Genomic DNA, 20859 nt, shown 5'->3' on the forward strand with positions numbered 1-20859 from the left:
GGCGGCACCACAATGACTACTTCAAGCGTCACCGCAGAAGTGCCCCACCAGAGGGCATCCGACGCCGATGTGCCCGTCCTCGAAGTGCGTGATCTGCACGTCGAGTTCAAGACCCGCGAAGGCGTGGTCAAGGCCGTCAACGGCGTCAACTACAGCGTCTCCTCAGGCGAGACGCTGGCCGTGCTCGGCGAGTCCGGTTCCGGCAAGTCCGTGACCGCACAGGCCATCATGGGCATCCTCGACTCGCCCCCCGGGCGGGTCTCCCAGGGCGAGATCCTCTTCAAGGGCCAGGACATCCTGCAGCTCCCGGAGAAGGAGCGGCGCAAGCTGCGCGGTCCGAAGATGGCAATGATCTTCCAGGACGCGCTCTCCGCGCTGAACCCGGTGTACTCCGTCGGCAACCAGCTGGGCGAGATGTTCCGCGTCCACCAGGGCATGTCGAAGAAGGACGCCAAGGCGAAGTCCATCGACCTGATGGAACGGGTGAAGATCCCGGCTGCCCGCAGCCGCGTCAACGACTACCCGCACCAGTTCTCCGGCGGCATGCGCCAGCGCATCATGATCGCGATGGCGCTCGCCCTGGAGCCCGACCTGATCATCGCGGACGAGCCCACCACGGCGCTCGACGTGACGGTCCAGGCCCAGGTCATGGACCTGCTGGCCGACCTGCAGCGCGAGTACAACATGGGTCTGATCCTGATCACCCACGACCTCGGCGTGGTCGCCGACGTCGCGGACAAGATCGCCGTGATGTACGCGGGCCGCATCGTCGAGCAGGCTCCGGTCCACGAGCTGTACGGGCGCCCCGCGCACCCGTACACGCGTGGTCTGCTGGACTCGATCCCGCGCCTGGACCAAAAGGGCGAAGAGCTCTACGCGATCAAGGGGCTGCCGCCCAACCTGCTCAAGATCCCGACGGGCTGCGCCTTCAACCCGCGCTGCCCCAAGGCGCAGGACATCTGCCGCACCGAGTCCCCGGCCCTGCTGCCGGTGACCGAGCGCGACGGCATCGAACTGGTCGGCCGCGGCAGCGCCTGCCACTTCTGGGAGGAGCAGATCCATGGCTGAGCTGGGCAAGAAGGACGACGCCGTGGAAGACGCCACCCCGAGCCTGGCCGAGGTCGAGGTCGTCGACGCGGCGACCGAGCAGGCGGCCGTGGCCGCCATCGAGGCGCCCGTGGACCGCGGCGAGCCGATCCTGCAGGTGCGCGACCTGGTCAAGCACTTCCCGCTGACCCAGGGCATCCTGTTCAAGAAGCAGATCGGCGCGGTCCGCGCGGTGGACGGGATCTCCTTCGACCTCCACCAGGGCGAGACCCTCGGCATCGTCGGCGAGTCGGGCTGCGGCAAGTCGACCGTCGCCAAGCTGCTGATGCTGCTGGAGACCGCCACCTCCGGTGCGGTCTTCTACAAGGGCCAGGACATCACCAAGCTGTCGGGGAAGGCCCTCAAGGCCGTCCGCCGCAACATCCAGATGGTGTTCCAGGACCCGTACACCTCGCTGAACCCGCGCATGACGGTCGGCGACATCATCGGTGAGCCGTACGAGATCCACCCCGAGGTGGCTCCCAAGGGCGACCGGCGCCGCAAGGTCCAGGAACTCCTGGACGTCGTGGGCCTGAACCCCGAGTACATCAACCGGTACCCGCACCAGTTCTCCGGCGGCCAGCGCCAGCGCATCGGCATCGCCCGCGGCCTCGCGCTCAACCCGGAGATCATCATCTGCGACGAGCCCGTCTCGGCGCTCGACGTGTCGGTGCAGGCGCAGGTCATCAACCTGATGGCGAAGCTGCAGGACGAGTTCAACCTCTCCTACATCTTCATCGCGCACGACCTCTCGATCGTCCGGCACATCTCGAACCGCGTGGGCGTGATGTACCTCGGCAAGATGGCGGAGATCGGCAGCGACCAGCAGATCTACGACCACCCGACGCACCCGTACACGCAGGCGCTGCTGTCCGCCGTGCCGGTGCCGGACCCGACGGCCCGCGAGGGCCGCGACCGGATCATCCTGTCGGGCGAGATCCCCTCGCCCGCCAACCCGCCGTCGGGCTGCCGCTTCCGCACCCGCTGCTGGAAGGCCGAGGAGAAGTGCTCCGTCGAGGAGCCGCTCCTCGCGATCCCGGAGCGCTTCAAGGGCCAGGACACCCTGGCCGCGCACGAGTCCGCGTGCCACTTCGCGGAGGAGAAGGCCGTCCTGGCCTGACCCCCCCCGCACGCCTGGCGCCCGGTACCGGAACGTCCTTCCGGTGCCGGGCGCTTTCGCGTACCCGGCCCGGTACGGTCCCCCGGACAGGGGAAACCGCTTTGCGTGCCCGCCACCGGTCACGCGACAGTGGAGCGATGCTGACCGTACGCCCCGCAGGGCCCGGAGACGCCGGTGACATCTGCGCACTGCTGAACACCATCGACCGGATCGAGATCGGCAGGCCGGAGACCGGTCTGGGCACGGTCGAGGCCGACCTCAACCACCCCGACGTCGATCTCGCCACCGACTCCTGGCTCGCCTTCGAGGGCGGCAGGCTCGTCGCCTACGCCCTGCTCTGGACGGACTCGGGGCCCGGCCGGATCGACTCCGACCACTACGTCCTGCCCGACCGGCAGGCCGCCGGGGCCCGGCTGCTGGAGCTGATGCGGACCCGGGCCCGGGAGAAGGCCGACGGGGCGCCCGGGGCCCGGCTGCGGCTCCAGCTCAACGTCCGGCCCACCCTGGACCTCGCCCTGCTCGCCGGGTCCGGCTGGCGCACCGTACGCCGGTACCAGGTGATGACCCAGGACCTCGCCGCCGGTCCGCCGCCGGCGTCCGCCCACGCTCCGGCGCCGCCCGCCGGGCTGAGCCTGCGCCACTGCGCCGCCGACCCGGCCGACCCCCGCCGGGCCCACGCCCTGATCGAGGACGCCTTCGCCTCGCACTTCGGGCACGTGGAGCGCGCCTACGAACCCTGGCTGGACCATCTCGACGCCCGCGACCTCGACTGGTCCCTGGTGTGGCTCGCGAGCCTGCCCGCCCTGGGCGATGTTGGCGTCCTCCTGACCCGCGACGACCGTACGTCCATGGGCTGGCTCAGCCACATCGGCGTACGGGCCGACCAGCGCGGCCGGGGGATCGGCGGCCACCTGCTGCGCCACGGCTTCGCCGTCTACGCGGGGCGCGGCCGCGACACCGTGGGGCTCGGCGTGGACACCGGCAACGAGACCGGCGCCCTCGCCCTGTACGAGCGCCACGGCATGCGCACGCACTACGCGGTGGACACCTGGGAGCTGCCGCTGCGCTGACGGCAGCCGGGGTGGCGGCCCGCGTGCTGACGGGGTGACGGCCCGCTGCTGACGGCCCGTCCACCCGCAGGGGTGACAGGCGTCCCCCGGGCGTGTCCAATCGGACGCGCTGGGAGTGCGGGGGCCCGCCCATGGGGTGACATTGGGTCTCCAGTGAGTCTCGGGAGCCAAGGAGGCACTCCATGCGCGGAGCCACCCACGCCAAGTGGGCCGCTTGTGCGGTTGCCGTCGCCCTCACGGCGACGGCCTGCGGCGGCGGAAGCGACAGCGGCGGAGGAGGCGGCGCCGGCATCGTCAGCTCCTCGTGGGGTGATCCGCAGAATCCGCTGGAGCCCGCGAACACCAATGAGGTCCAGGGCGGCAAGGTCCTCGACATGCTCTTCCGGGGTCTCAAGCGCTACGACCCGAAGACCGGCGAAGCCAAGAACGTGCTCGCCGACACGATCGAGACGACCGACAGCCAGAACTTCACGATCACGCTGAAGGACGGCTGGAAGTTCAGCAACGACGAGCCGGTCACGGCCCAGTCCTTCGTGGACGCCTGGAACTACGGCGCGGACGTGCGCAACAAGCAGAACAACGCGCCGTTCTTCTCCGACATCGTCGGCTACGCCGATCTGCACCCGGAGTCCGGCGACCCCAAGGGCAAGACGATGTCCGGCCTGGTGGTCAAGGACGCCAAGACCTTCACGGTCGCGCTCAAGGAGAAGTTCTCCACCTGGCCCGACACCCTGGGCTACCAGGCCTTCTCCCCGCTGCCGAAGGCCTTCTTCACCGACCACGCCGGCTGGCTGAACAAGCCGGTCGGCAACGGCCCGTACACGGTGGACTCCTACACCAAGGGCACGGCGATGAAGCTGCGCAAGTGGGAGGGGTACACGGGGGCGGACAAGGCGCAGAACGGCGGTGTGGACCTCAAGGTCTACACCGACAACAACACCGCCTACACGGACCTCATCTCCGGCAACCTCGACCTCGTCGACGACGTCCCGGCGCAGCAGCTGAAGAACGTCAAGAAGGACCTGGGCGCCCGGTACATCAACCAGTCGGCCCTGATCATCCAGACCCTCACCTTCCCGCTGTACGACGCGCAGTGGGGCAAGGCGGGCATGGAGAAGGTCCGCCGCGGCGTCTCGATGGCGATCAACCGCGACGAGATCACCAAGCAGATCTTCCAGGGCACCCGCACCCCCGCCAAGGACTGGACCTCCCCGGCCCTCGGCGACAAGGGCGGCTACTCCGCCACCGCGTGCGGCGACGCCTGCACGTTCGACCCCGCGCAGGCGAAGAAGCTCATCGAGGAGGGCGGCGGCCTGCCCGGCGGGAAGATCACGCTCACCTCGAACGTGGACACGGGCTCGCACCGCGAGTGGATGGACGCCGTCTGCAACAGCATCAACAACGCGCTGGGCAAGGGCGCGGTCTGCACGGTGAACCCGGTCGGCACCTTCGCCGACTTCCGCAACCAGCAGAGCTCCTTCAAGCTGACCGGCCCCTTCCGCTCCGGCTGGCAGGCCGACTACCCGCTGATCCAGAACTTCCTGGAGCCGCTGTACTACACCGGCGCCTCCTCCAACTACGGGAAGTTCACCAGCAAGGACTTCGACAAGCTGATCGACGAGGCGAACCAGGAGGGCGACGCCGCCAAGGCGATCGTCAGGTTCCAGGACGCCGAGAAGATCCTCGCCGAGCAGATGCCGTCCATCCCGCTCTGGTACCAGAACGGCAGCGCGGGCTACTCGGAGCGCGTCTCGGACGTCGCCCTCAACCAGTTCAGCGTGCCCGTCTACGACCAGATCAAGGTCAGCTGACGTCCCACCAGCGCCCGGGCCCGCCGCCACCGCTGTCACCCCCCGGTGATGCGGGGGCGGCGGGTCCGCCGAAACCCCGGAGGCCTCCATGGGACGGTACGTGATCCGGCGGCTGCTCCAGATGATCCCGGTGTTCATCGGCAGCACGTTCCTGATCTTCTTCATGGTCTACGCGCTCGGTGACCCCGTCGCGGCGCTCTTCGGCGACAAGGCCCCCGACCCGGCCACCGCCGCGCGCATCCGCAAGGACCTCTTCCTCGACCAACCCCTGTGGAAGCAGTACCTCCACTACATGGGCCAGATCTTCCAGGGAGACTTCGGGACCGCCTTCAACGGGCAGAAGGTCACCTCCCTGATGTCCACGGCCTTCCCGGTCACCCTGCGCCTGACCATCGTCGCGATCGTCATCGAGGTCCTGGTCGGCATCACCCTCGGCGTGGTCAGCGGCCTGCGCCGCGGCAAGGCCGTCGACCACACCCTGCTGGTGCTCACCCTGGTCGTCATCTCGGTGCCGACCTTCGTGACGGGGTACCTGCTCCAGTTCCTCCTCGGCGTGAAGTGGGGCTGGGTCCGGCCCACGGTCTCCCCGGACGCCCCCTTCAACGAGCTGATCCTGCCCGGCATCGTGCTCGCCCTGGTCTCGCTCGCCTACGTCACCAGGCTCTCGCGCACCTCCATCGCCGAGAACGTCAAGGCCGACTACGTCCGCACCGCGGTCGCCAAGGGCCTGCCGCGCCGCCGGGTCATCACCCGCCACCTGCTGCGCAACTCGCTCATCCCGGTGGTCACCTTCATCGGCACCGACATCGGCGCCCTGATGGGCGGCGCGATCGTCACCGAGCGCATCTTCAACATCCACGGCGTCGGCTACCAGCTCTACCAGGGCATCCTGCGCAACAACGCCCCCACCGTCGTCGGCTTCGTGACCATCCTCGTGATCGTCTTCCTGCTGGCCAACCTGCTCGTCGACCTGCTCTACGCGGTCCTGGACCCGAGGATCCGTTATGCCTGAGCCCGAGCGTTACGATCCCCTGCGGGCCGGGGACCGGGAAGCGATCGCCCCCACCGGACAGGGCGGACCCATGGATCTCGCGCTGGAGGAAGCAGAGAGCCTGGAGAAGGCCCTGGGCCCCGGACCGGGCGCCACCGGCCCGCGGGAGAAGGCCCGGTCGCTGTGGTCCGACGCGTGGCAGCAACTGCGCCGCAACCCCGTCTTCATCATCTCCGCCCTGCTCATCCTCTTCCTCGTCGTCATCGCGATCTGGCCCCAGCTGATCGCGAGCGGGGACCCGCTCACCTGCGACCTGTCCAAGTCCCAGCAGGGCCCGGCCTCCGGCCACCCCTTCGGCTTCGACACCCAGGGCTGCGACGTCTACACCCGCACCGTGTACGGCGCCCGCGCCTCCATCACCGTCGGCGTCTGCGCGACCGTCGGCGCGGCCCTCCTCGGCTCGTTCCTCGGCGGCCTGGCCGGGTTCTTCGGCGGCTGGGGCGACGCGCTGCTCTCCCGGGTGGCCGACATCTTCTTCGGCATCCCGGTCGTCCTCGGCGGCCTGGTCTTCCTCTCCGTGGTCACCAGCACCACGGTCTGGCCGGTCGTCGGCTTCATCGTGCTCCTCGGCTGGCCGCAGATCGCCCGCATCGCCCGCGGCTCGGTCATCACCGCCAAACAGAACGACTACGTCCAGGCCGCCCGCGCGCTCGGCGCGAGCAACAGCCGGATGATGCTGCGGCACGTCGCCCCCAACGCGATCGCCCCGGTCATCGTCGTGGCCACCATCGCGCTGGGGACGTACATCGCCCTGGAGGCCACCCTGTCCTTCCTCGGCGTGGGCCTGCGCCCGCCCACGGTCTCCTGGGGCATCGACATCTCCAACGCCGCCTCGCAGATCCGCAACGCCCCGCACATGCTGCTCTACCCGGCGGGCGCGCTGAGCGTGACCGTGCTCGCCTTCATCATGCTCGGCGACGCGGTGCGCGACGCCCTCGACCCCAAGCTGCGCTGAGGAGTGGGCACCATGCTGCTCGAAGTCCGCGACCTCCATGTGGAGTTCCGTACCAGGGACGGGGTCGCCAAGGCGGTCAACGGGGTCACCTACTCCGTCGCCGAGGGGGAGACGCTGGCCGTGCTCGGCGAGTCCGGTTCCGGCAAGTCCGTGACCGCGCAGGCCATCATGGGCATCCTCGACATGCCCCCCGGCCGGATCGCGGGCGGCGAGATCCTCTTCAAGGGCCAGGACCTGCTGACCATGAAGGAGGACGCCCGCCGCAAGATCCGCGGCGCCGACATGGCGATGATCTTCCAGGACGCGCTGTCCTCGCTGAACCCGGTGCTCAGCGTCGGCGCCCAGCTGGGCGAGATGTACGAGGTCCACCGCGGGATGTCCCGCAAGGACGCCCGGGCCAAGGCCGTCGAACTGATGGACCGGGTCAAGATCCCTGCGGCCAAGCAGCGCGTGGGGGACTACCCGCACCAGTTCTCCGGCGGCATGCGCCAGCGCATCATGATCGCCATGGCGATGGCCCTGGAACCCTCGCTGATCATCGCGGACGAGCCCACCACCGCCCTCGACGTCACCGTGCAGGCGCAGGTCATGGACCTGCTCGCGGAACTCCGGCGCGAGCTGAACATGGGCCTGATCCTGATCACCCACGACCTCGGCGTGGTCGCCGACGTCGCCGACAAGATCGCCGTGATGTACGCGGGCCGGATCGTCGAGGCCGCCCCGGTCCACGAGATCTACAAGGCACCAGCCCACCCCTACACCCGCGGCCTGCTCGACTCGATCCCGCGCCTGGACCAGAAGGGCCAGGAGCTGTACGCGATCAAGGGCCTGCCGCCCAACCTGCTGGCCATCCCGCCCGGCTGCGCCTTCAACCCGCGCTGCCCGATGGCGCAGTCCGTCTGCCGGGGCGAGGTACCGCCGCTCGCGCGGGTCGCCGAGGACCGCAGCAGTGCCTGCTTCTTCTGGAAGGAGTGCCTCGGTGCCTGAAGCGATCCTCGAAGTCACCGACCTGGTCAAGCACTACCCGCTGACCCGGGGCGTCCTCTTCAAGAAGCAGGTCGGCGCGGTCCAGGCGGTCGACGGGGTGTCCTTCTCGCTGACCCGGGGCGAGACCCTCGGCATCGTCGGCGAGTCCGGCTGCGGCAAGTCCACGGTCGCCAAGATGCTGGTCAACCTGGAACGCCCGACGGCGGGCGCGATCTCCTACAAGGGCGAGGACATCACCAAGCTGTCGGGGAAGGCCCTCAAGGCCGTCCGCCGCAACATCCAGATGGTGTTCCAGGACCCGTACACCTCGCTGAACCCGCGCATGACGGTCGGCGACATCATCGGTGAGCCGTACGAGATCCACCCCGAGGTGGCTCCCAAGGGCGACCGGCGCCGCAAGGTCCAGGAACTCCTGGACGTCGTGGGCCTGAACCCCGAGTACATCAACCGGTACCCGCACCAGTTCTCCGGCGGCCAGCGCCAGCGCATCGGCATCGCCCGCGGCCTCGCGCTGCGCCCGGAGATCATCGTGGCGGACGAGCCGGTGTCCGCGCTGGACGTCTCGGTGCAGGCCCAGGTGGTCAACCTGCTGGAGCGGCTGCAGGACGAGTTCGACCTGTCGTACGTGTTCATCGCGCACGACCTGTCGATCGTCCGCCACATCTCCGACCGGGTGGGCGTGATGTACCTCGGCCGGATGGCCGAGATCGGCACCGACATCCAGATCTACGACCACCCCACGCACCCGTACACCCAGGCCCTGCTGTCCGCCGTCCCGGTCCCGGACCCGGAGGCGCGCAAGCACCGCGAGCGGATCATCCTCTCCGGGGACGTGCCCTCCCCGGCCGACCCGCCCTCGGGCTGCCGCTTCCGCACCCGCTGCTGGAAGGCCGAGAACCGGTGCGCGCAGGAGGTGCCGCTGCTCGCGGTGCCGCTGGAATTCCGTACGAAGGAGGGCGAGGAGGAGAGCCAGGCGGCGCATCCGTCGGCCTGTCATTTCGCGGCGGAGAAACCACTCACGCGGCCCGCGGGGTGAATGGGCATTCGGCGCGGACACGCCGTCGCGTGGAATTCATCCCGATGTTTCCCCGTGTTCGCACTGGTCAGAGACGTGCTCATACGGATGAGTGTTCGGACTGCCGGAAGAATCGATTCCCCTTTGGGGATCGGGGCGATTGTGACCTATGCGCAATTCATCCGATCTCCCGTCCGCCATGCAACTGGCTTAACATTCAGGCAACTTGACCGTCTCGGCGACGAGATCCGGGCGGGGGAACCTGTTCGCCGTACGGCGTCGTGCGGGTGCCGTCAGCGGGCCGACCGGGCGTGTGCCCGGTCGGCCCGGCTCACGAGGGCGCCCGTGCTCCCCCGTGTGCGCGGCGTGCGCCCCTTGTGCTGCTGGTTCTCGATCGATGCGCTGGTACGGATAGTTATGATCCGTAGCGCACGGTGGGTATGACTCCCGCCGAGCACGCGAATCGATTCGATGTCCGCTCGACATGGAGGTGAACCGCCGTGGCACTCTCGATCTCGGCCGTGGTGCTACTGGGGATCGTCGTCTTCCTGCTGGTCCGGAAGTCGGGTCTGAAGGCGGGGCACGCGGTGGTCTGCGTCCTGCTGGGCTTCTACCTGTCCAGCTCTTCGATCGCTCCCACCCTCAGTCAGCTCACCACCAACGTGGCGGGCATGATCGGTGGCCTCAAGTTGTAGGGCGCCTCGTAGGGTGACCCCATGAACGGTCTTCCCGCCCGTCGTCTGCTGTTCGTGCACGCGCACCCCGACGACGAGTCGATCAACAATGGCGTCACCATGGCCAAGTACGCGGCCGAGGGCGCCCACGTCGCGCTGGTGACCTGCACGCTGGGCGAGGAGGGCGAGGTCATCCCGGCCGCCCTCGCCCACCTGGCGGCCGACCGGGACGACGCCCTCGGCGCGTACCGGATCGGCGAGCTGGCCGCCGCCATGGGCGAGCTGGGCGTCACCGACCACGGATTCCTGGGCGGCCCCGGCCGGTTCCGGGACTCCGGGATGATGGGCGCCGAACAGAACGCCCGCCCCGGCTCCTTCTGGTCCGCCGACCTCGACGAGGCCGCCGGGTACCTCGTCGAGGTGATCCGCCGGGTCCGTCCCCAGGTGCTCGTCACCTACGACCCCGACGGCGGCTACGGGCACCCCGACCACATCCAGGCCCACCGGGTCGCCTCCCGCGCCGCCGGGCTGGCCGCGGACCCCGGCTTCGGCGCGGATCTCGGGGCGCCCCACGCGATCGAGAAGGTGTACTGGAACCGGGTCCCGCGCTCGGTCGTCGAGGAGGGCTTCGCCCGGCTGCGCGCCGAGGGCGGCAAGGGACCCTTCCCCGGCCTCGCCCAGCCCGACGACGTACCGGGCGTGGTCGCCGACGAGCGGATCACCGCCGAGATCGGCGCGCTGGACGGAGAGCCCTACGCGGCGGCCAAGGCCGCCGCGATGCGCGCCCACGCCACCCAGATCGCCGTGGACGGCCCCTTCTTCGCGCTCTCCAACGACCTGGCGCAGCCCCTGTTCGCCCGGGAGTACTACGAGTTGGTGTCCGGCCGCTCCGGAGCCCCGGCGGGGCAGCGCGAACGGGACCTCTTCGCGGGCGTCTCCGGCGGCACCGGCGCATCCGGCCGCTCCGGCGGAACGGGGGCGGGCGCGTGAGCGGCACCCTGAACCCGGCCCGGATCGCCGCCCTGCTGGGCCTGCTGGTCCTCGGCGCGCTGACCGCAGTGGCGGGCTGGCTCGTGGTCGACCTCTGGTTCCCCGGCGGCCTCGTCCTGGCGCTGCTGGCCCTGCTGGGGCTCTTCCTGGCGGGCCGTCTGGTCATCGGCACCGGACTCGGCGTGGGCGCGCCCGTCCTCGGGTGGTTCCTCATCTACGTGGTGCTCGGGGTCCCGCGCGCCGAAGGGGACTTCCTGCTCACTTCGTCGGGAACCGGGATGTATGCCTACCTCCTCGGCGGCACCGTCCTCGCTGTGATCTGCGCCACCCTGCGCGGGCCCGTCGGGCGGCCGGTTTCGGCCGGGAGGCCCGGTAGGTGACGTGCCGTTGGGCGCTACGCCGGGACGCGCGCCGGGGGTTGTGAAAACGCCCGGCACGCCCCCTTTGCCCCATGCGCCGGACCCTCCGGAGAACCCGGTTGCCCCAGGTGGTCAGTTGCGCCCCGGCGGCGGCCAGTATGGTGGACGGGCCGCCGAGCTGCCCGCGCACGGTATGACGGGCGGCGGAGCCAACCGGGAGAACCTGCCTTGAGTCGTGAAACTGACAGTTCGTCCTCCGGGCCCCAGGGCCGCGGTGGAGCCGCCTACCCGTCGGGTACGCCGCCGTACGGAACCGGCCAGTATCCGTCTACGGACACCGCGGGGAACGCCCCGGAGGAGAAGCCTGTGAGCCCGAAGCCGTCCACGCCCGCCGCGGACTCCGATGGACCCAAGACCGAGACGACGCTGACGACCCGGATCCGGATCAACATCCCGGGTTCGCGGCCGATCCCGCCGGTGGTCGTCCGCAAGCCGGTCGGCCCCGCCGGGGAGCAGGGCGCGGCCGAGCCGCCGACGCCCGAGCCGTCGCGGCCCGCCGACGGCGCCGGCGCGCCGTACGGGCGTTCCGGCGCGGCCCCGGCCCCGGGCCGCCAGCAGCAGCCGCCGCCCGCTCCGGGTTCCGGCGCGCCGGAACCCGGAGCGGGGCCCCCGAGCAACTGGTTCGCCCCGCGCAAGGCCGGCCCCGGGGACGCCCCGGAGCCCGGCATGGGCCCGGCCACCGGACGCCCCGCCCAGGGCCCCGGCCAGGCGCAGGGCCCCCGCCAGGGTCAGGGCCCCGGCCAAGGGCCCGGCCAGGGTCAGGGCTTCGGCCAGGGGCCCGGCGCCGGTCAGGGTCAGGGCCCCGGCCCCGGTCAGGGCCCCGGTCAGGGCCGCCCCGGGCTGCCCGCGCGGCCCGGACCGGTCGCCCGTACGAGCGGCCCCGGCGGCCCCGGCGCGGGCTTCCCGCCCGGCGCCCCCGCCCGGCCCGGTCCGGCCGGCCCGCCCTCCAACGGCTCCGGCTTCGGCGCGGGGCGCCCGGCGGGTCCGCCCGCCCCGCCCGCCCCGTACGGCGCCGGCCCTGACTTCGGGGGCCCGTACCAGGGCGGCGCCCCGGCCCCCGCGCCCGGCTACGGCGCCGGTAGCGCCGTGCCCCCCGCGGGCCCGACCACCGGCCCCGCGCACGGGACGGTGCCCGTGGGCGGCCCCCCGCTGCTCGACGACGACACGGCCAACTTCGCGGCCGCCCAGTGGCCCGGCCCCCAGATGAACGGTTCCGGTGGCGCGCCCACCAGCGCCCTCCCGGTGATCGACCCGATGCGCGCGCCCGGGTTCGCCGCGCCGCCGCCCCCCGGGCCCGTGCCCGCGCCCGCCGCGCCCCAGGGCAAGAAGGGCAAGCCCGGCAAGCAGTCCAAGGCCGCGGCCCAGGGCGCCAAGCCCGCCAAGAAGGCGAAGAAGGGCCGCTCCAAGGTGGCCCTGCTCGGCGGCGGGCTCTTCACCCTGGCCGTCATCGCCTACGGCGCCGGACTCCTGCTCAACCACTCCGACGTGCCCAAGGGCACCACCGTCTTCGGCCTGGACATCGGCGGCAGCCGCGACGAGGCGGTCACCAAGGTCCAGAGCACCTTCGGGCCCCGCGCCACCGCCCCGATCAAGCTCACCGTCGGCGGCAAGCAGGTCGAGCTGAAGCCCGAGAAGGCCGGGCTGACCCTCGACGCCCAGACCACCGTGCGCAACGCCGCGGGCAGCGACTACAACCCGGTAACCGTCATCGGCTCGCTGCTCGGGCAGCAGCGCGTGGCCGAGCCGATCCTGCCGACCGACGACGAGAAGCTCCAGGTCGCGCTGGAGGAACTCGCGGGCACCGCAGGGTCCTCCGCCGAGGGCACGATCAAGTTCGAGCCGAACAAGGCCGTCGCGGTACCCGGCAAGGCGGGCACCACCCTGGACGTGGACGCCTCGGCGGCCAAGGTCAAGGAGGCCTTCCGTACGCAGGTGGGCACCGGCGCGGCCGCGCCCGTGGAGCTGCCGACCGCCAGCCGGGCGCCCGTCGTCGACCAGGTCGAACTCAACCGGGCGATGAAGGAGTTCGCCGAACCGGCGATGTCCGGGAACGTCACGGTCAAGGCGGGCGACAAGTCCATCGACTTCGGCCCGGCCAAGTCCCTGCCCAAGATCCTGAGCATGCAGGCCGTCAGCGGCAAGCTGGTCGAGAAGTACGACCTCGAAGCGCTCAAGGAGCTGTACGGGAACCGGTTCGACGGGGTCCTGATCACCCGAGGCACCGGCGCCAAGACCGCCGTCACCCCGCAGGACGTCGCGGGAGCCCTCGGCAAGGCGCTGCGCGGCAAGACCGCGGCCGAGCGGACCGTCACGATCGACACCAACCCCAGCTGACCGGCCCTCCCGACAGCGAAACAGCGGGCCCCAGCCCCTGTCCGGATGCTCCGGGCAGGGGCTGGGCCATGGCCGCGTCAAGCAGTGTCATGCCCGGCGCATGACATCTGTCAGCTCGCACCCACGACACGGGACACTGCCGGGGAGACCCCCGCCCGGGACATCCTCGGTGCATGACGACGACCACCACGAAGAGCACCGGCACCGCCGCGGTGCGCTTCGACAACGTGACCAAGAGCTACGGCGCCGTCCGCGCGGTCGACGGGATCTCCCTGGAACTGCACCCGGGCGAGACCGTCGCGCTGCTGGGCCCGAACGGGGCCGGAAAGTCCTCCACGCTCGATCTCCTCCTGGGCCTGCGCCCCGCGGACACCGGCTCCGTGACGGTCTTCGGCGGCGCCCCGCAGCAGGCCATCGCCGCCGGCCGGGTCGGCGCGATGCTCCAGAGCGGCGGTCTGATGGAGGAGGTCACCGTCCGCGAGCTGGTCACCCTCGGCTGCGCGCTGCACCCCCGGGCCTACCCGGTGGACGAGGTGCTCACCCGGGCCGGGGTCGCCTCCATCGCCGACCGCAAGGTCAACAAGCTCTCCGGCGGCCAGGAGCAGCGGGTCCGCTTCGCCCTCGCCACGGCCGGGGCCAACGACCTGATCGTCCTCGACGAGCCCACCACCGGCATGGACGTCACCGCCCGCCAGTCGTTCTGGGCCACCATGCGCGAACAGGCCGACCAGGGACGTACGGTCCTGTTCGCCACCCATTACCTGGAGGAGGCCGACGCGATCGCCGACCGCGTCATCGTCCTCCACCGGGGCCGGGTCCTCGCCGACGGCTCCGCCGCCGAGATCAAGGCCAAGGCCGGCGCCCGCAAGGTGTCCTTCGACCTCACCGAGCCCTTCGACGAGGCACGGCTGCACGAGTTGCCGTTCCTGACCCGGCTCGACGTCCACGGCTCCACCGTCAAGCTCCAGTCCCGCGACGCCGACGCCACCGTCCACGCCGTCTACGGCCTGGGCCTCTACCCGCGCAACCTCGAAGTCGCCGGGCTCGGCCTGGAGCAGGCATTCATCGCCCTCACCGAGGCCGAGGAGGCCGCCGCATCATGAACACGCTCGTCAAACTCGAAATCACCCGCGCCCTGCGCAACAAGAAGTACCTGTTCTTCACCGTCATCTACCCGGCCGCGCTCTTCCTGATGATCGGCGGCACACAGAGCGGCACCACGAAGGTCTTCGGCACCGACCTGACGATGCCCGCCTTCTACATGGTCGCCATGGCCTCCTTCGGCGCGCTGACCGCCGTCCTCGTGGGCCAGAGCGAGCAGATCGCCAAGGAGCGCGAGAAGGGCTGGGTCCGCCAGCTCCGGCTGACCGCCCTGCCGGGCCACGGATACGTCCTCGGCAAGATCGCCAGCGCCGCGATCCTCTCGCTGCCCTCGATCGTGGTCGTCTTCCTGGTCGCCGCGATCCTCAAGGGCGTACGGTTCGACGCCTGGCAGTGGGCCGCCCTCACCGGCTCCATCTGGGCGGGCAGCCTGGTCTTCGCCGCCCTCGGCGTGGCCATCGGCTACCTGGTCAGCGGGGACACCGCCCGACCCGTCGTGATGATCATCTACTTCGCCCTGTCGATCCTCGGCGGCCTGTGGATGCCCACGACGGTCTACCCCCAGTGGCTCCAGGACATCACCCAGTGGCTGCCCACCCACGCCTACGCCGGACTCGGCCAGGCCATCGAACTGGGCGGCGCACCGCACGCCAAGGACGTCGCCATCCTCGCCGTGTACTTCGTACTCTTCGCGGGAGGCGCCGCCTGGCTCTACCGCAAGGACACACTGAAGGCGTGAACGTGACCCGCGCGAAGACGGACCGGACCGCCGCTCTGGAGAGCGACGGCCTCGACCGCATCGGACAGCCCCCCGAGAACCGTCGCCAGATGGTCGTGAAGTCCCTCTGGGTCGGCATCTGGCTCTTCTACCTCAGCGCCCCGGTGACCGACCTGATCAGCGGCGGCCACGGCGTCGTCGCCGTGATCCTCGGCTCCCTGGGCCTGGTCACCTTCGTGGGCTGGTACCTGACCCTGGTCTTCCGCACGGTCCGCCAGTTCGCCCGGCAGCGGGTGCTGCTCTCGCTGGCCGCGATGTCCGTACTGGCCGCGGTCCTGTGCCTGTGCCTGGGCCGGGAGTGGCTGGTCCTGTTCGTGTACGTGTCGGTGTCGGCCGGGGCCGCGCTGCCCGGGCCGCTCTCGCGCTGGGCGGTACCCGCCGCGACCGGGCTGCTCGCGCTCACCGCGACCGTGGTGCCGGGCGGGGGCGACTTCCTGGCGGGCCTCCTGATCCCGGCGTTCCTCGGCGGCTTCGCGATGGTCGGCATCCGGCAGATGATCGCCACCACCGTCGAGCTGCGCCAGGCGCGGGCCACGGTGGCGCAGCTCGCGGCCAACGAGGAACGCCTGCGGATGGCCCGCGACCTGCACGACCTGCTCGGGCACTCGCTCTCCCTGATCACTTTGAAGAGCGAGCTGGCCGGGCGGATGCTGCCGGACCATCCCGACCGGGCGGCCCAGCAGATCACCGACATCGAGCAGGTCAGCAGGCAGGCGTTGACCGACGTACGGGAAGCGGTCAGCGGTTACCGGCGGCCCACCCTGCCCGGCGAACTCGCGGGCGCCCGGACCGCGCTGACCGCGGCGGGCGTCGTCGCGGACCTGCCGTCCGCGGAGCCGGACGTGGAACTGCCCGAGGAGACCGAGTCCGCGCTCGCCTACTCGCTGCGCGAGGCGGTCACCAACGTGGTCCGGCACAGCGGGGCCAAGCGGTGCACCGTCACCCTGGCCGTCCGCCAGACCCTGGCCGGGCCGATGATGGAGCTGAAGGTCACCGACGACGGGCAGGGCAGCCCCGGAGAGCCCGGCAACGGGCTGACGGGCCTGACGGAGCGACTGGTGGCGGTCGGCGGGACGCTGACGGCGGGTCCGGCCTCCTCGACGGGCAACAGGGGTTTCCGGCTGACCGCGCAGGTCCCCATAGGATCGCCGTCATGACCTCACCGCCGATCCGGATCCTGCTCGCCGAAGACCAGTCGATGGTGCGGGAGGCCCTCGCGGCGCTGCTCGGCCTGGAGCCGGACATCGAGGTGATCGCGCAAGTCGCCCGCGGCGACGAGGTGTTGGCGGCGGCCCGGGCGCACGACGTGAACGTGGCCCTGCTGGACATCGAGATGCCGGGGCTGACCGGGATCGAGGCGGCGGCGCTCCTGCGGGACGGGGTGCCGGGCCTGAAGATCGTCATCCTGACCACCTTCGGCCGTCCCGGGTACCTGCGCGGTGCGATGGAGGCGGGGGCCTCGGCCTTCCTGGTCAAGGACGCGCCCGCCGCGCAGCTGGCGCAGGCGGTACGGAAGGTGCTCGCGGGGGAGCGGGTCATCGACCCCACGCTCGCGGCGGCGGCCCTGGCGGAGGGGGCGAACCCGCTGACGGACCGCGAACGGGAGGTCCTGCGGGCGGCGGAGGACGGCGCGACGAACGCGGAACTGGCGGCCAGGCTGCACCTCTCGCAGGGCACCGTCCGCAACTACCTCTCGACGGCGATCCAGAAACTGGCGGCCCGCAACCGCCAGGAGGCCGTGAGCGTCGCCCGGGAAAAGGGCTGGCTCTAGGGCCGTGACCGGTAAGGCGCACCGGGTCGCGGCGCCCGGCACGCGCCCTCGCCGCACCGGCCGAAAGCCCACGTACGCCCAGTACAAGGGCTTCCGGCCGGGCCGCCGAGAGCACGCGCCGGACGCCGCTCCTCGACGGGCAAACATTGCCTGACGCGGCACTAGTTCAGGCGGGCGCGAGCGGCTTGGGCTTCGGCTCGGATGCGGGCCGCCGCGTCCTTGTCTATCGCGTCCACGACCACCGCGTACCCCTCCAGCTCCACCGCACCCTCCGTGTAGGAGCCCCGCTCCACCAGCACCCGCGCCCGCTCGTACCGCAGCGCCGCCGGGTGGGAGGGGAGGAGCAGCGCGAGGTCCAGCGCCCACAGCGCCACCCCGGACTGCTCCGGCCGGGTCGAGGCCCAGGCCCGGATGTTGTTCAGGATCCGCAGGACGATGTCCAGGGTCCTGGCGGCCAGCCGCGGCCCCTCCGCCAGCTCCGCCGGACCCGCCCCCAGCGAGGCCCCGCTCGCGAAGGGGTCCACCACGACCCCCTCCTCGGGGTCCCCGAAGCCGACCACGAAGTGCCCCGGCAGCGCCAGCCCGTACACCGGCGCCCCCGCCCGCCGCGCCACCTCCAGCCACACCACCGACAGCAGGATCGGCAGCCCGCGCCGCCGCCGCAGCACCTCGTGCAGCAGGGAGGACGGCAGCCGCTCGTAATCGCCCGGGGTCCCGTGGAACGCCATCCGCCCGCCCAGCAGCTCCGTCACCGCCGACGCCCAGGCCCGCGCCCCCCGCAGCCCGTAGGGCAGCAGCCCCGCCAGCCGGTCCAGCTCGATCTGTGCCTCGTCCACGGCCCGCTGGTCCAGCGCCGGATCCGCCTCGGCCGCCAGGTACAGGCACAGCAGTGCCAGATCCGGCCGCTCCGCCCGGGCCTCCGCCGCGAACTCCTCCCTGAAGCCCATCAGGCCGCCCGGAAGTGGTGGTAGGCGTGGTGCGCCGCGAAGCCCAGCCGGTCGTACAGCGCCCGCGCCCCCGCGTTGTCGCTCTCCACCTGGAGCCACGCCGCCGACGCGCCCTCCTCCAGCGCCCGCCGTGCCAGCGCCGCCATCACGGCCGTGGCCAGCCCCTCGCGCCGGTGCGCCGGATCGACCTCGACCGCCGCGAACCCGGCCCACCGGCCGTCCACCCCGCACCGCCCGATCGCCCGGCCCGCCACCTTCGCGAACCACACCGACGGGCCCGCCGACAGCACCCGCCGGGCGACCGGGGCGAGGGCTCCCGTACGCCCGTACCGCTCCAGCCACTCCTCGTCGCACTCCCGGGTCAGCTCGACGCCCCGGACGTCCGCGTCCACGTCGCCGACCGGCGCCAGCGAGGCGATCCGTACCTCCGCCGAGACCTCACGGGTCCAGCCGAGCCGTTCCAGCTCCGCGCAGAGCGGTTCCTGGGTGCCCAGCGCGCCCGTCGCGGCCTGCACGTACGCCGGGAGCCCCCGCTCCGCGTACCAGGCCGTCACTCGCGCGAGTGCTTCCTCCACCGGTACGCCGGGTTCGCCGAGCGGCAGCGCGGAGTTGGCCCGCCGGGTGAATCCGGCGGCCGCCCGCAGCGTCCACTCCCCGAGCGGCTCGCTCTCCAGCGGCTGCCAGGCCCGCGCACCGGCCCGCGTCAGCTCCTCGAAGGTGGCCGCCGGACCCCGCCGACGGGCCGGTGCGGGGGGCACGACCTTGCCCGCGACCAGCAGGGATTCCGCGATGCGGACGCTCTTGCCATTCTTTTGTGTGATCAGCAGCACACCGTCGGTCCAGGATGTGAGCACCCCGATCGTGTCGGTGTAGGTGACGGACCCTCCCGAGGCAGTCTCCACCCGTCGTACAGATACCCGTTTCCCCACGTCAGCGTGGGTGATACGGATTTCCATCAGTGCGCCGGCAGTGATTTCCACAGCTGTCTCCGCCCCTCCTGTTCGGATCGTGCCCGGGAACGGAGATACTAGATGCGGGCATCGACGACGCCGCGCTCCCGCGCGATATGGAAGCCCTACCGAGGAGGAACGAGAGCGTGACCTACGTCATCGCGGAGCCTTGTGTCGACGTCAAGGACAAGGCATGCATCGAAGAATGCCCCGTCGACTGCATCTACGAGGGCCAGCGGTCCTTGTACATCCACCCGGACGAGTGCGTCGACTGTGGCGCCTGTGAGCCGGTCTGCCCGGTCGAGGCCATCTTCTACGAGGACGACACTCCGGAAGAGTGGAAGGACTACTACAAGGCGAACGTCGAGTTCTTCGACGAGCTCGGTTCGCCCGGTGGCGCCTCCAAGCTCGGCCTGATCGAGCGCGACCACTCCTTCATCGCCGCGCTGCCGCCCATGAACGGCGAGCACTGACCGTCTTAGGCGGGCGCGTTCCTCGGTCCCGTACGGCGATTGCGCCGCACGGGACCGAGGTGTTTTCCGAATCCGGTAGACCAGTACGGACATCAGTGCACAGACCGGTACGCCGAGCACGCAGAGAGAGAGCAGAGACCACCGTGGCCGCAGTATCCGCTCGTCTTCCCGCCTTCCCCTGGGACAAGCTGGAGCCGTACAAGGCAACCGCTTCCGCCCACGCGGACGGCATCGTCGACCTCTCCGTCGGGACCCCCGTGGACCCGGTGCCGGAACTGATCCAGCGCGCCCTGGTGGCTGCCGCCGACTCCCCGGGCTATCCGACGGTGTGGGGGACGGCCGCGTACCGCGACGCGATCACGGCGTGGGTGCGCGGCCGCCTCGGCGCGAGCAACGCCGGGCACCGCAACGTGCTGCCGGTGGTCGGCTCCAAGGAGCTGGTGGCCTGGCTGCCGACGCAGCTCGGCCTCGGCGCGGGCGACAAGGTCGCCTACCCCCGGCTCGCGTACCCGACGTACGAGGTCGGCGCGCGGCTCTGCGGCGCCGAGCCGGTGGTCTACGACGACCCGACCGAGCTGGACCCGGCCGGGCTGAAGCTGCTCTGGCTGAACTCCCCGTCCAACCCGACCGGGAAGGTCATCCCGAAGGAAGAGCTGATCCGGATCGTCGCCTGGGCGCGCGAGCACGGGATCCTGATCTTCAGCGACGAGTGCTACCTGGAGCTGGGCTGGGAGGCCGAGCCCGTCTCCGTGCTGCACGACGACGTGTGCGGCGGCACCTACGAGGGCCTGGTGGCCGTCCACTCCCTCTCCAAGCGCTCCAACCTGGCCGGATACCGGGCAGCCTTCGCCGCCGGTGACGCCGAGGTGCTGGCCGAACTGCTGGAGATCCGCAAGCACGGCGGCATGATGACCCCCTCGCCGGTGCAGGCCGCGGGCGCGGCCGCGCTGGGCGACGACGCGCACGTGCGGGAGCAGCGCGGCCGGTACGCCGCCCGCCGCGAGGCGCTGCGCACGGCCCTGGAGGGCCACGGCTTCCGCATCGAGCACAGCGAGGCCAGCCTGTACCTGTGGGTGACCCGGGACGAGCCCTGCTGGGAGACGGTCGAGTACCTCGCCCGGCTCGGCATCCTGGTCTGTCCCGGGGACTTCTACGGCGAGGCGGGCGCGAACTTCATCCGGGTCGCGTTCACGGCGACGGACGAGCGGGTGGCCGCGGCGGTCAAGCGCCTGGGCTGAGGCCGGGGCCCGCGCCCGCGCGCCGAGCGAGCCCGAAGGGGCCGGGAGTTCGTGCTCCCGGCCCCTTCGGCGTCCGTGCGCCCCGCGTA

Annotated in this window: 20 protein-coding genes; 18 read left to right on the forward strand and 2 right to left on the reverse strand. The window is 71.3% G+C overall.

Features of this window, described 5'->3' with window-relative positions:
• Window positions 1-12: 12 nt before the first annotated feature.
• From QMF80_RS32285 to QMF80_RS32360, 16 genes are all read left to right on the forward strand, one after another.
• The gene (locus tag QMF80_RS32285) at window positions 13-1068 is read left to right on the forward strand and encodes an ABC transporter ATP-binding protein (RefSeq protein ID WP_283459779.1); all 1056 of its coding nucleotides are present in this window, start codon (window positions 13-15) and stop codon (window positions 1066-1068) included.
• Window positions 1061-2206 (forward strand): ABC transporter ATP-binding protein, encoded by a 1146-nt coding sequence (locus QMF80_RS32290; RefSeq protein WP_283459781.1) that lies wholly within the window; start codon window positions 1061-1063, stop codon window positions 2204-2206. Before QMF80_RS32285 ends, QMF80_RS32290 begins: the two co-directional genes overlap by 8 nt.
• Window positions 2207-2343: 137 nt before the next feature.
• Complete coding sequence (locus tag QMF80_RS32295) at window positions 2344-3276, forward strand: GNAT family N-acetyltransferase (protein WP_283459783.1); 933 nt, start codon at window positions 2344-2346, stop codon at window positions 3274-3276.
• 182 nt (window positions 3277-3458) lie between these two features.
• Complete coding sequence (locus QMF80_RS32300) at window positions 3459-5087, forward strand: peptide ABC transporter substrate-binding protein (RefSeq protein ID WP_283459785.1); 1629 nt, start codon at window positions 3459-3461, stop codon at window positions 5085-5087.
• Window positions 5088-5175: 88 nt separating this feature from the next.
• Window positions 5176-6099, forward strand: a complete 924-nt coding sequence (locus QMF80_RS32305) for an ABC transporter permease (RefSeq protein WP_283459788.1) — start codon at window positions 5176-5178, stop codon at window positions 6097-6099.
• On the forward strand, window positions 6092-7093 hold the full coding sequence (locus tag QMF80_RS32310) for an ABC transporter permease (RefSeq protein ID WP_283459789.1): 1002 nt from the start codon (window positions 6092-6094) through the stop codon (window positions 7091-7093). The genes QMF80_RS32305 and QMF80_RS32310 overlap by 8 nt, the downstream gene beginning before the upstream one ends.
• A gap of 12 nt (window positions 7094-7105) precedes the next feature.
• The gene (locus QMF80_RS32315) at window positions 7106-8080 is read left to right on the forward strand and encodes an ABC transporter ATP-binding protein (protein ID WP_283459791.1); all 975 of its coding nucleotides are present in this window, start codon (window positions 7106-7108) and stop codon (window positions 8078-8080) included.
• Window positions 8073-9116, forward strand: a complete 1044-nt coding sequence (locus QMF80_RS32320; protein ID WP_283459794.1) for an ABC transporter ATP-binding protein — start codon at window positions 8073-8075, stop codon at window positions 9114-9116. Before QMF80_RS32315 ends, QMF80_RS32320 begins: the two co-directional genes overlap by 8 nt.
• Before the next feature lie 479 nt (window positions 9117-9595).
• The gene (locus tag QMF80_RS32325) at window positions 9596-9790 is read left to right on the forward strand and encodes a hypothetical protein (RefSeq protein ID WP_283459796.1); all 195 of its coding nucleotides are present in this window, start codon (window positions 9596-9598) and stop codon (window positions 9788-9790) included.
• 21 nt (window positions 9791-9811) lie between these two features.
• Complete coding sequence (gene mshB, locus QMF80_RS32330; RefSeq protein ID WP_283459798.1) at window positions 9812-10759, forward strand: N-acetyl-1-D-myo-inositol-2-amino-2-deoxy-alpha-D-glucopyranoside deacetylase; 948 nt, start codon at window positions 9812-9814, stop codon at window positions 10757-10759.
• Complete coding sequence (locus QMF80_RS32335; RefSeq protein ID WP_283459801.1) at window positions 10756-11139, forward strand: DUF6113 family protein; 384 nt, start codon at window positions 10756-10758, stop codon at window positions 11137-11139. The genes mshB and QMF80_RS32335 overlap by 4 nt, the downstream gene beginning before the upstream one ends.
• Window positions 11140-11346: 207 nt before the next feature.
• Window positions 11347-13512, forward strand: coding sequence for a hypothetical protein (locus tag QMF80_RS32340; protein ID WP_283459803.1), 2166 nt, complete (start codon window positions 11347-11349; stop codon window positions 13510-13512).
• A 173-nt stretch (window positions 13513-13685) separates the two neighbouring features.
• Complete coding sequence (locus QMF80_RS32345; RefSeq protein WP_283459804.1) at window positions 13686-14615, forward strand: ABC transporter ATP-binding protein; 930 nt, start codon at window positions 13686-13688, stop codon at window positions 14613-14615.
• The gene (locus QMF80_RS32350; protein WP_283459806.1) at window positions 14612-15352 is read left to right on the forward strand and encodes an ABC transporter permease; all 741 of its coding nucleotides are present in this window, start codon (window positions 14612-14614) and stop codon (window positions 15350-15352) included. Before QMF80_RS32345 ends, QMF80_RS32350 begins: the two co-directional genes overlap by 4 nt.
• An 89-nt stretch (window positions 15353-15441) precedes the next feature.
• Window positions 15442-16548, forward strand: a complete 1107-nt coding sequence (locus QMF80_RS32355; RefSeq protein WP_283459834.1) for a sensor histidine kinase — start codon at window positions 15442-15444, stop codon at window positions 16546-16548.
• Complete coding sequence (locus tag QMF80_RS32360; RefSeq protein ID WP_283459807.1) at window positions 16545-17162, forward strand: response regulator transcription factor; 618 nt, start codon at window positions 16545-16547, stop codon at window positions 17160-17162. Before QMF80_RS32355 ends, QMF80_RS32360 begins: the two co-directional genes overlap by 4 nt.
• Before the next feature lie 161 nt (window positions 17163-17323).
• Here QMF80_RS32360 and QMF80_RS32365 read toward each other — a convergent pair whose 3' ends face one another.
• Both QMF80_RS32365 and QMF80_RS32370 read right to left on the reverse strand, forming a co-directional pair.
• Window positions 17324-18109: a transglutaminase-like domain-containing protein gene (locus QMF80_RS32365; RefSeq protein WP_283459809.1), complete on the reverse strand. Its 786-nt coding sequence runs from the start codon at window positions 18107-18109 to the stop codon at window positions 17324-17326.
• Window positions 18109-19089: a GNAT family N-acetyltransferase gene (locus QMF80_RS32370; RefSeq protein WP_283459811.1), complete on the reverse strand. Its 981-nt coding sequence runs from the start codon at window positions 19087-19089 to the stop codon at window positions 18109-18111. Before QMF80_RS32370 ends, QMF80_RS32365 begins: the two co-directional genes overlap by 1 nt.
• Window positions 19090-19205: 116 nt before the next feature.
• Between QMF80_RS32370 and fdxA the strand changes: the two genes are divergently transcribed.
• Both fdxA and dapC read left to right on the forward strand, forming a co-directional pair.
• A complete protein-coding gene (gene fdxA, locus QMF80_RS32375) occupies window positions 19206-19532 on the forward strand; it encodes a ferredoxin (RefSeq protein WP_283459813.1) in 327 nt (108 codons plus the stop codon).
• Window positions 19533-19675: 143 nt separating this feature from the next.
• Window positions 19676-20770, forward strand: a complete 1095-nt coding sequence (gene dapC / locus QMF80_RS32380; RefSeq protein WP_283459815.1) for a succinyldiaminopimelate transaminase — start codon at window positions 19676-19678, stop codon at window positions 20768-20770.
• The last annotated feature ends 89 nt before the right edge of the window (window positions 20771-20859 follow it).

The sequence above is a fragment of the Streptomyces sp. G-G2 genome (assembly GCF_030063135.1).
In the GTDB taxonomy this organism is placed as follows: domain Bacteria; phylum Actinomycetota; class Actinomycetes; order Streptomycetales; family Streptomycetaceae; genus Streptomyces.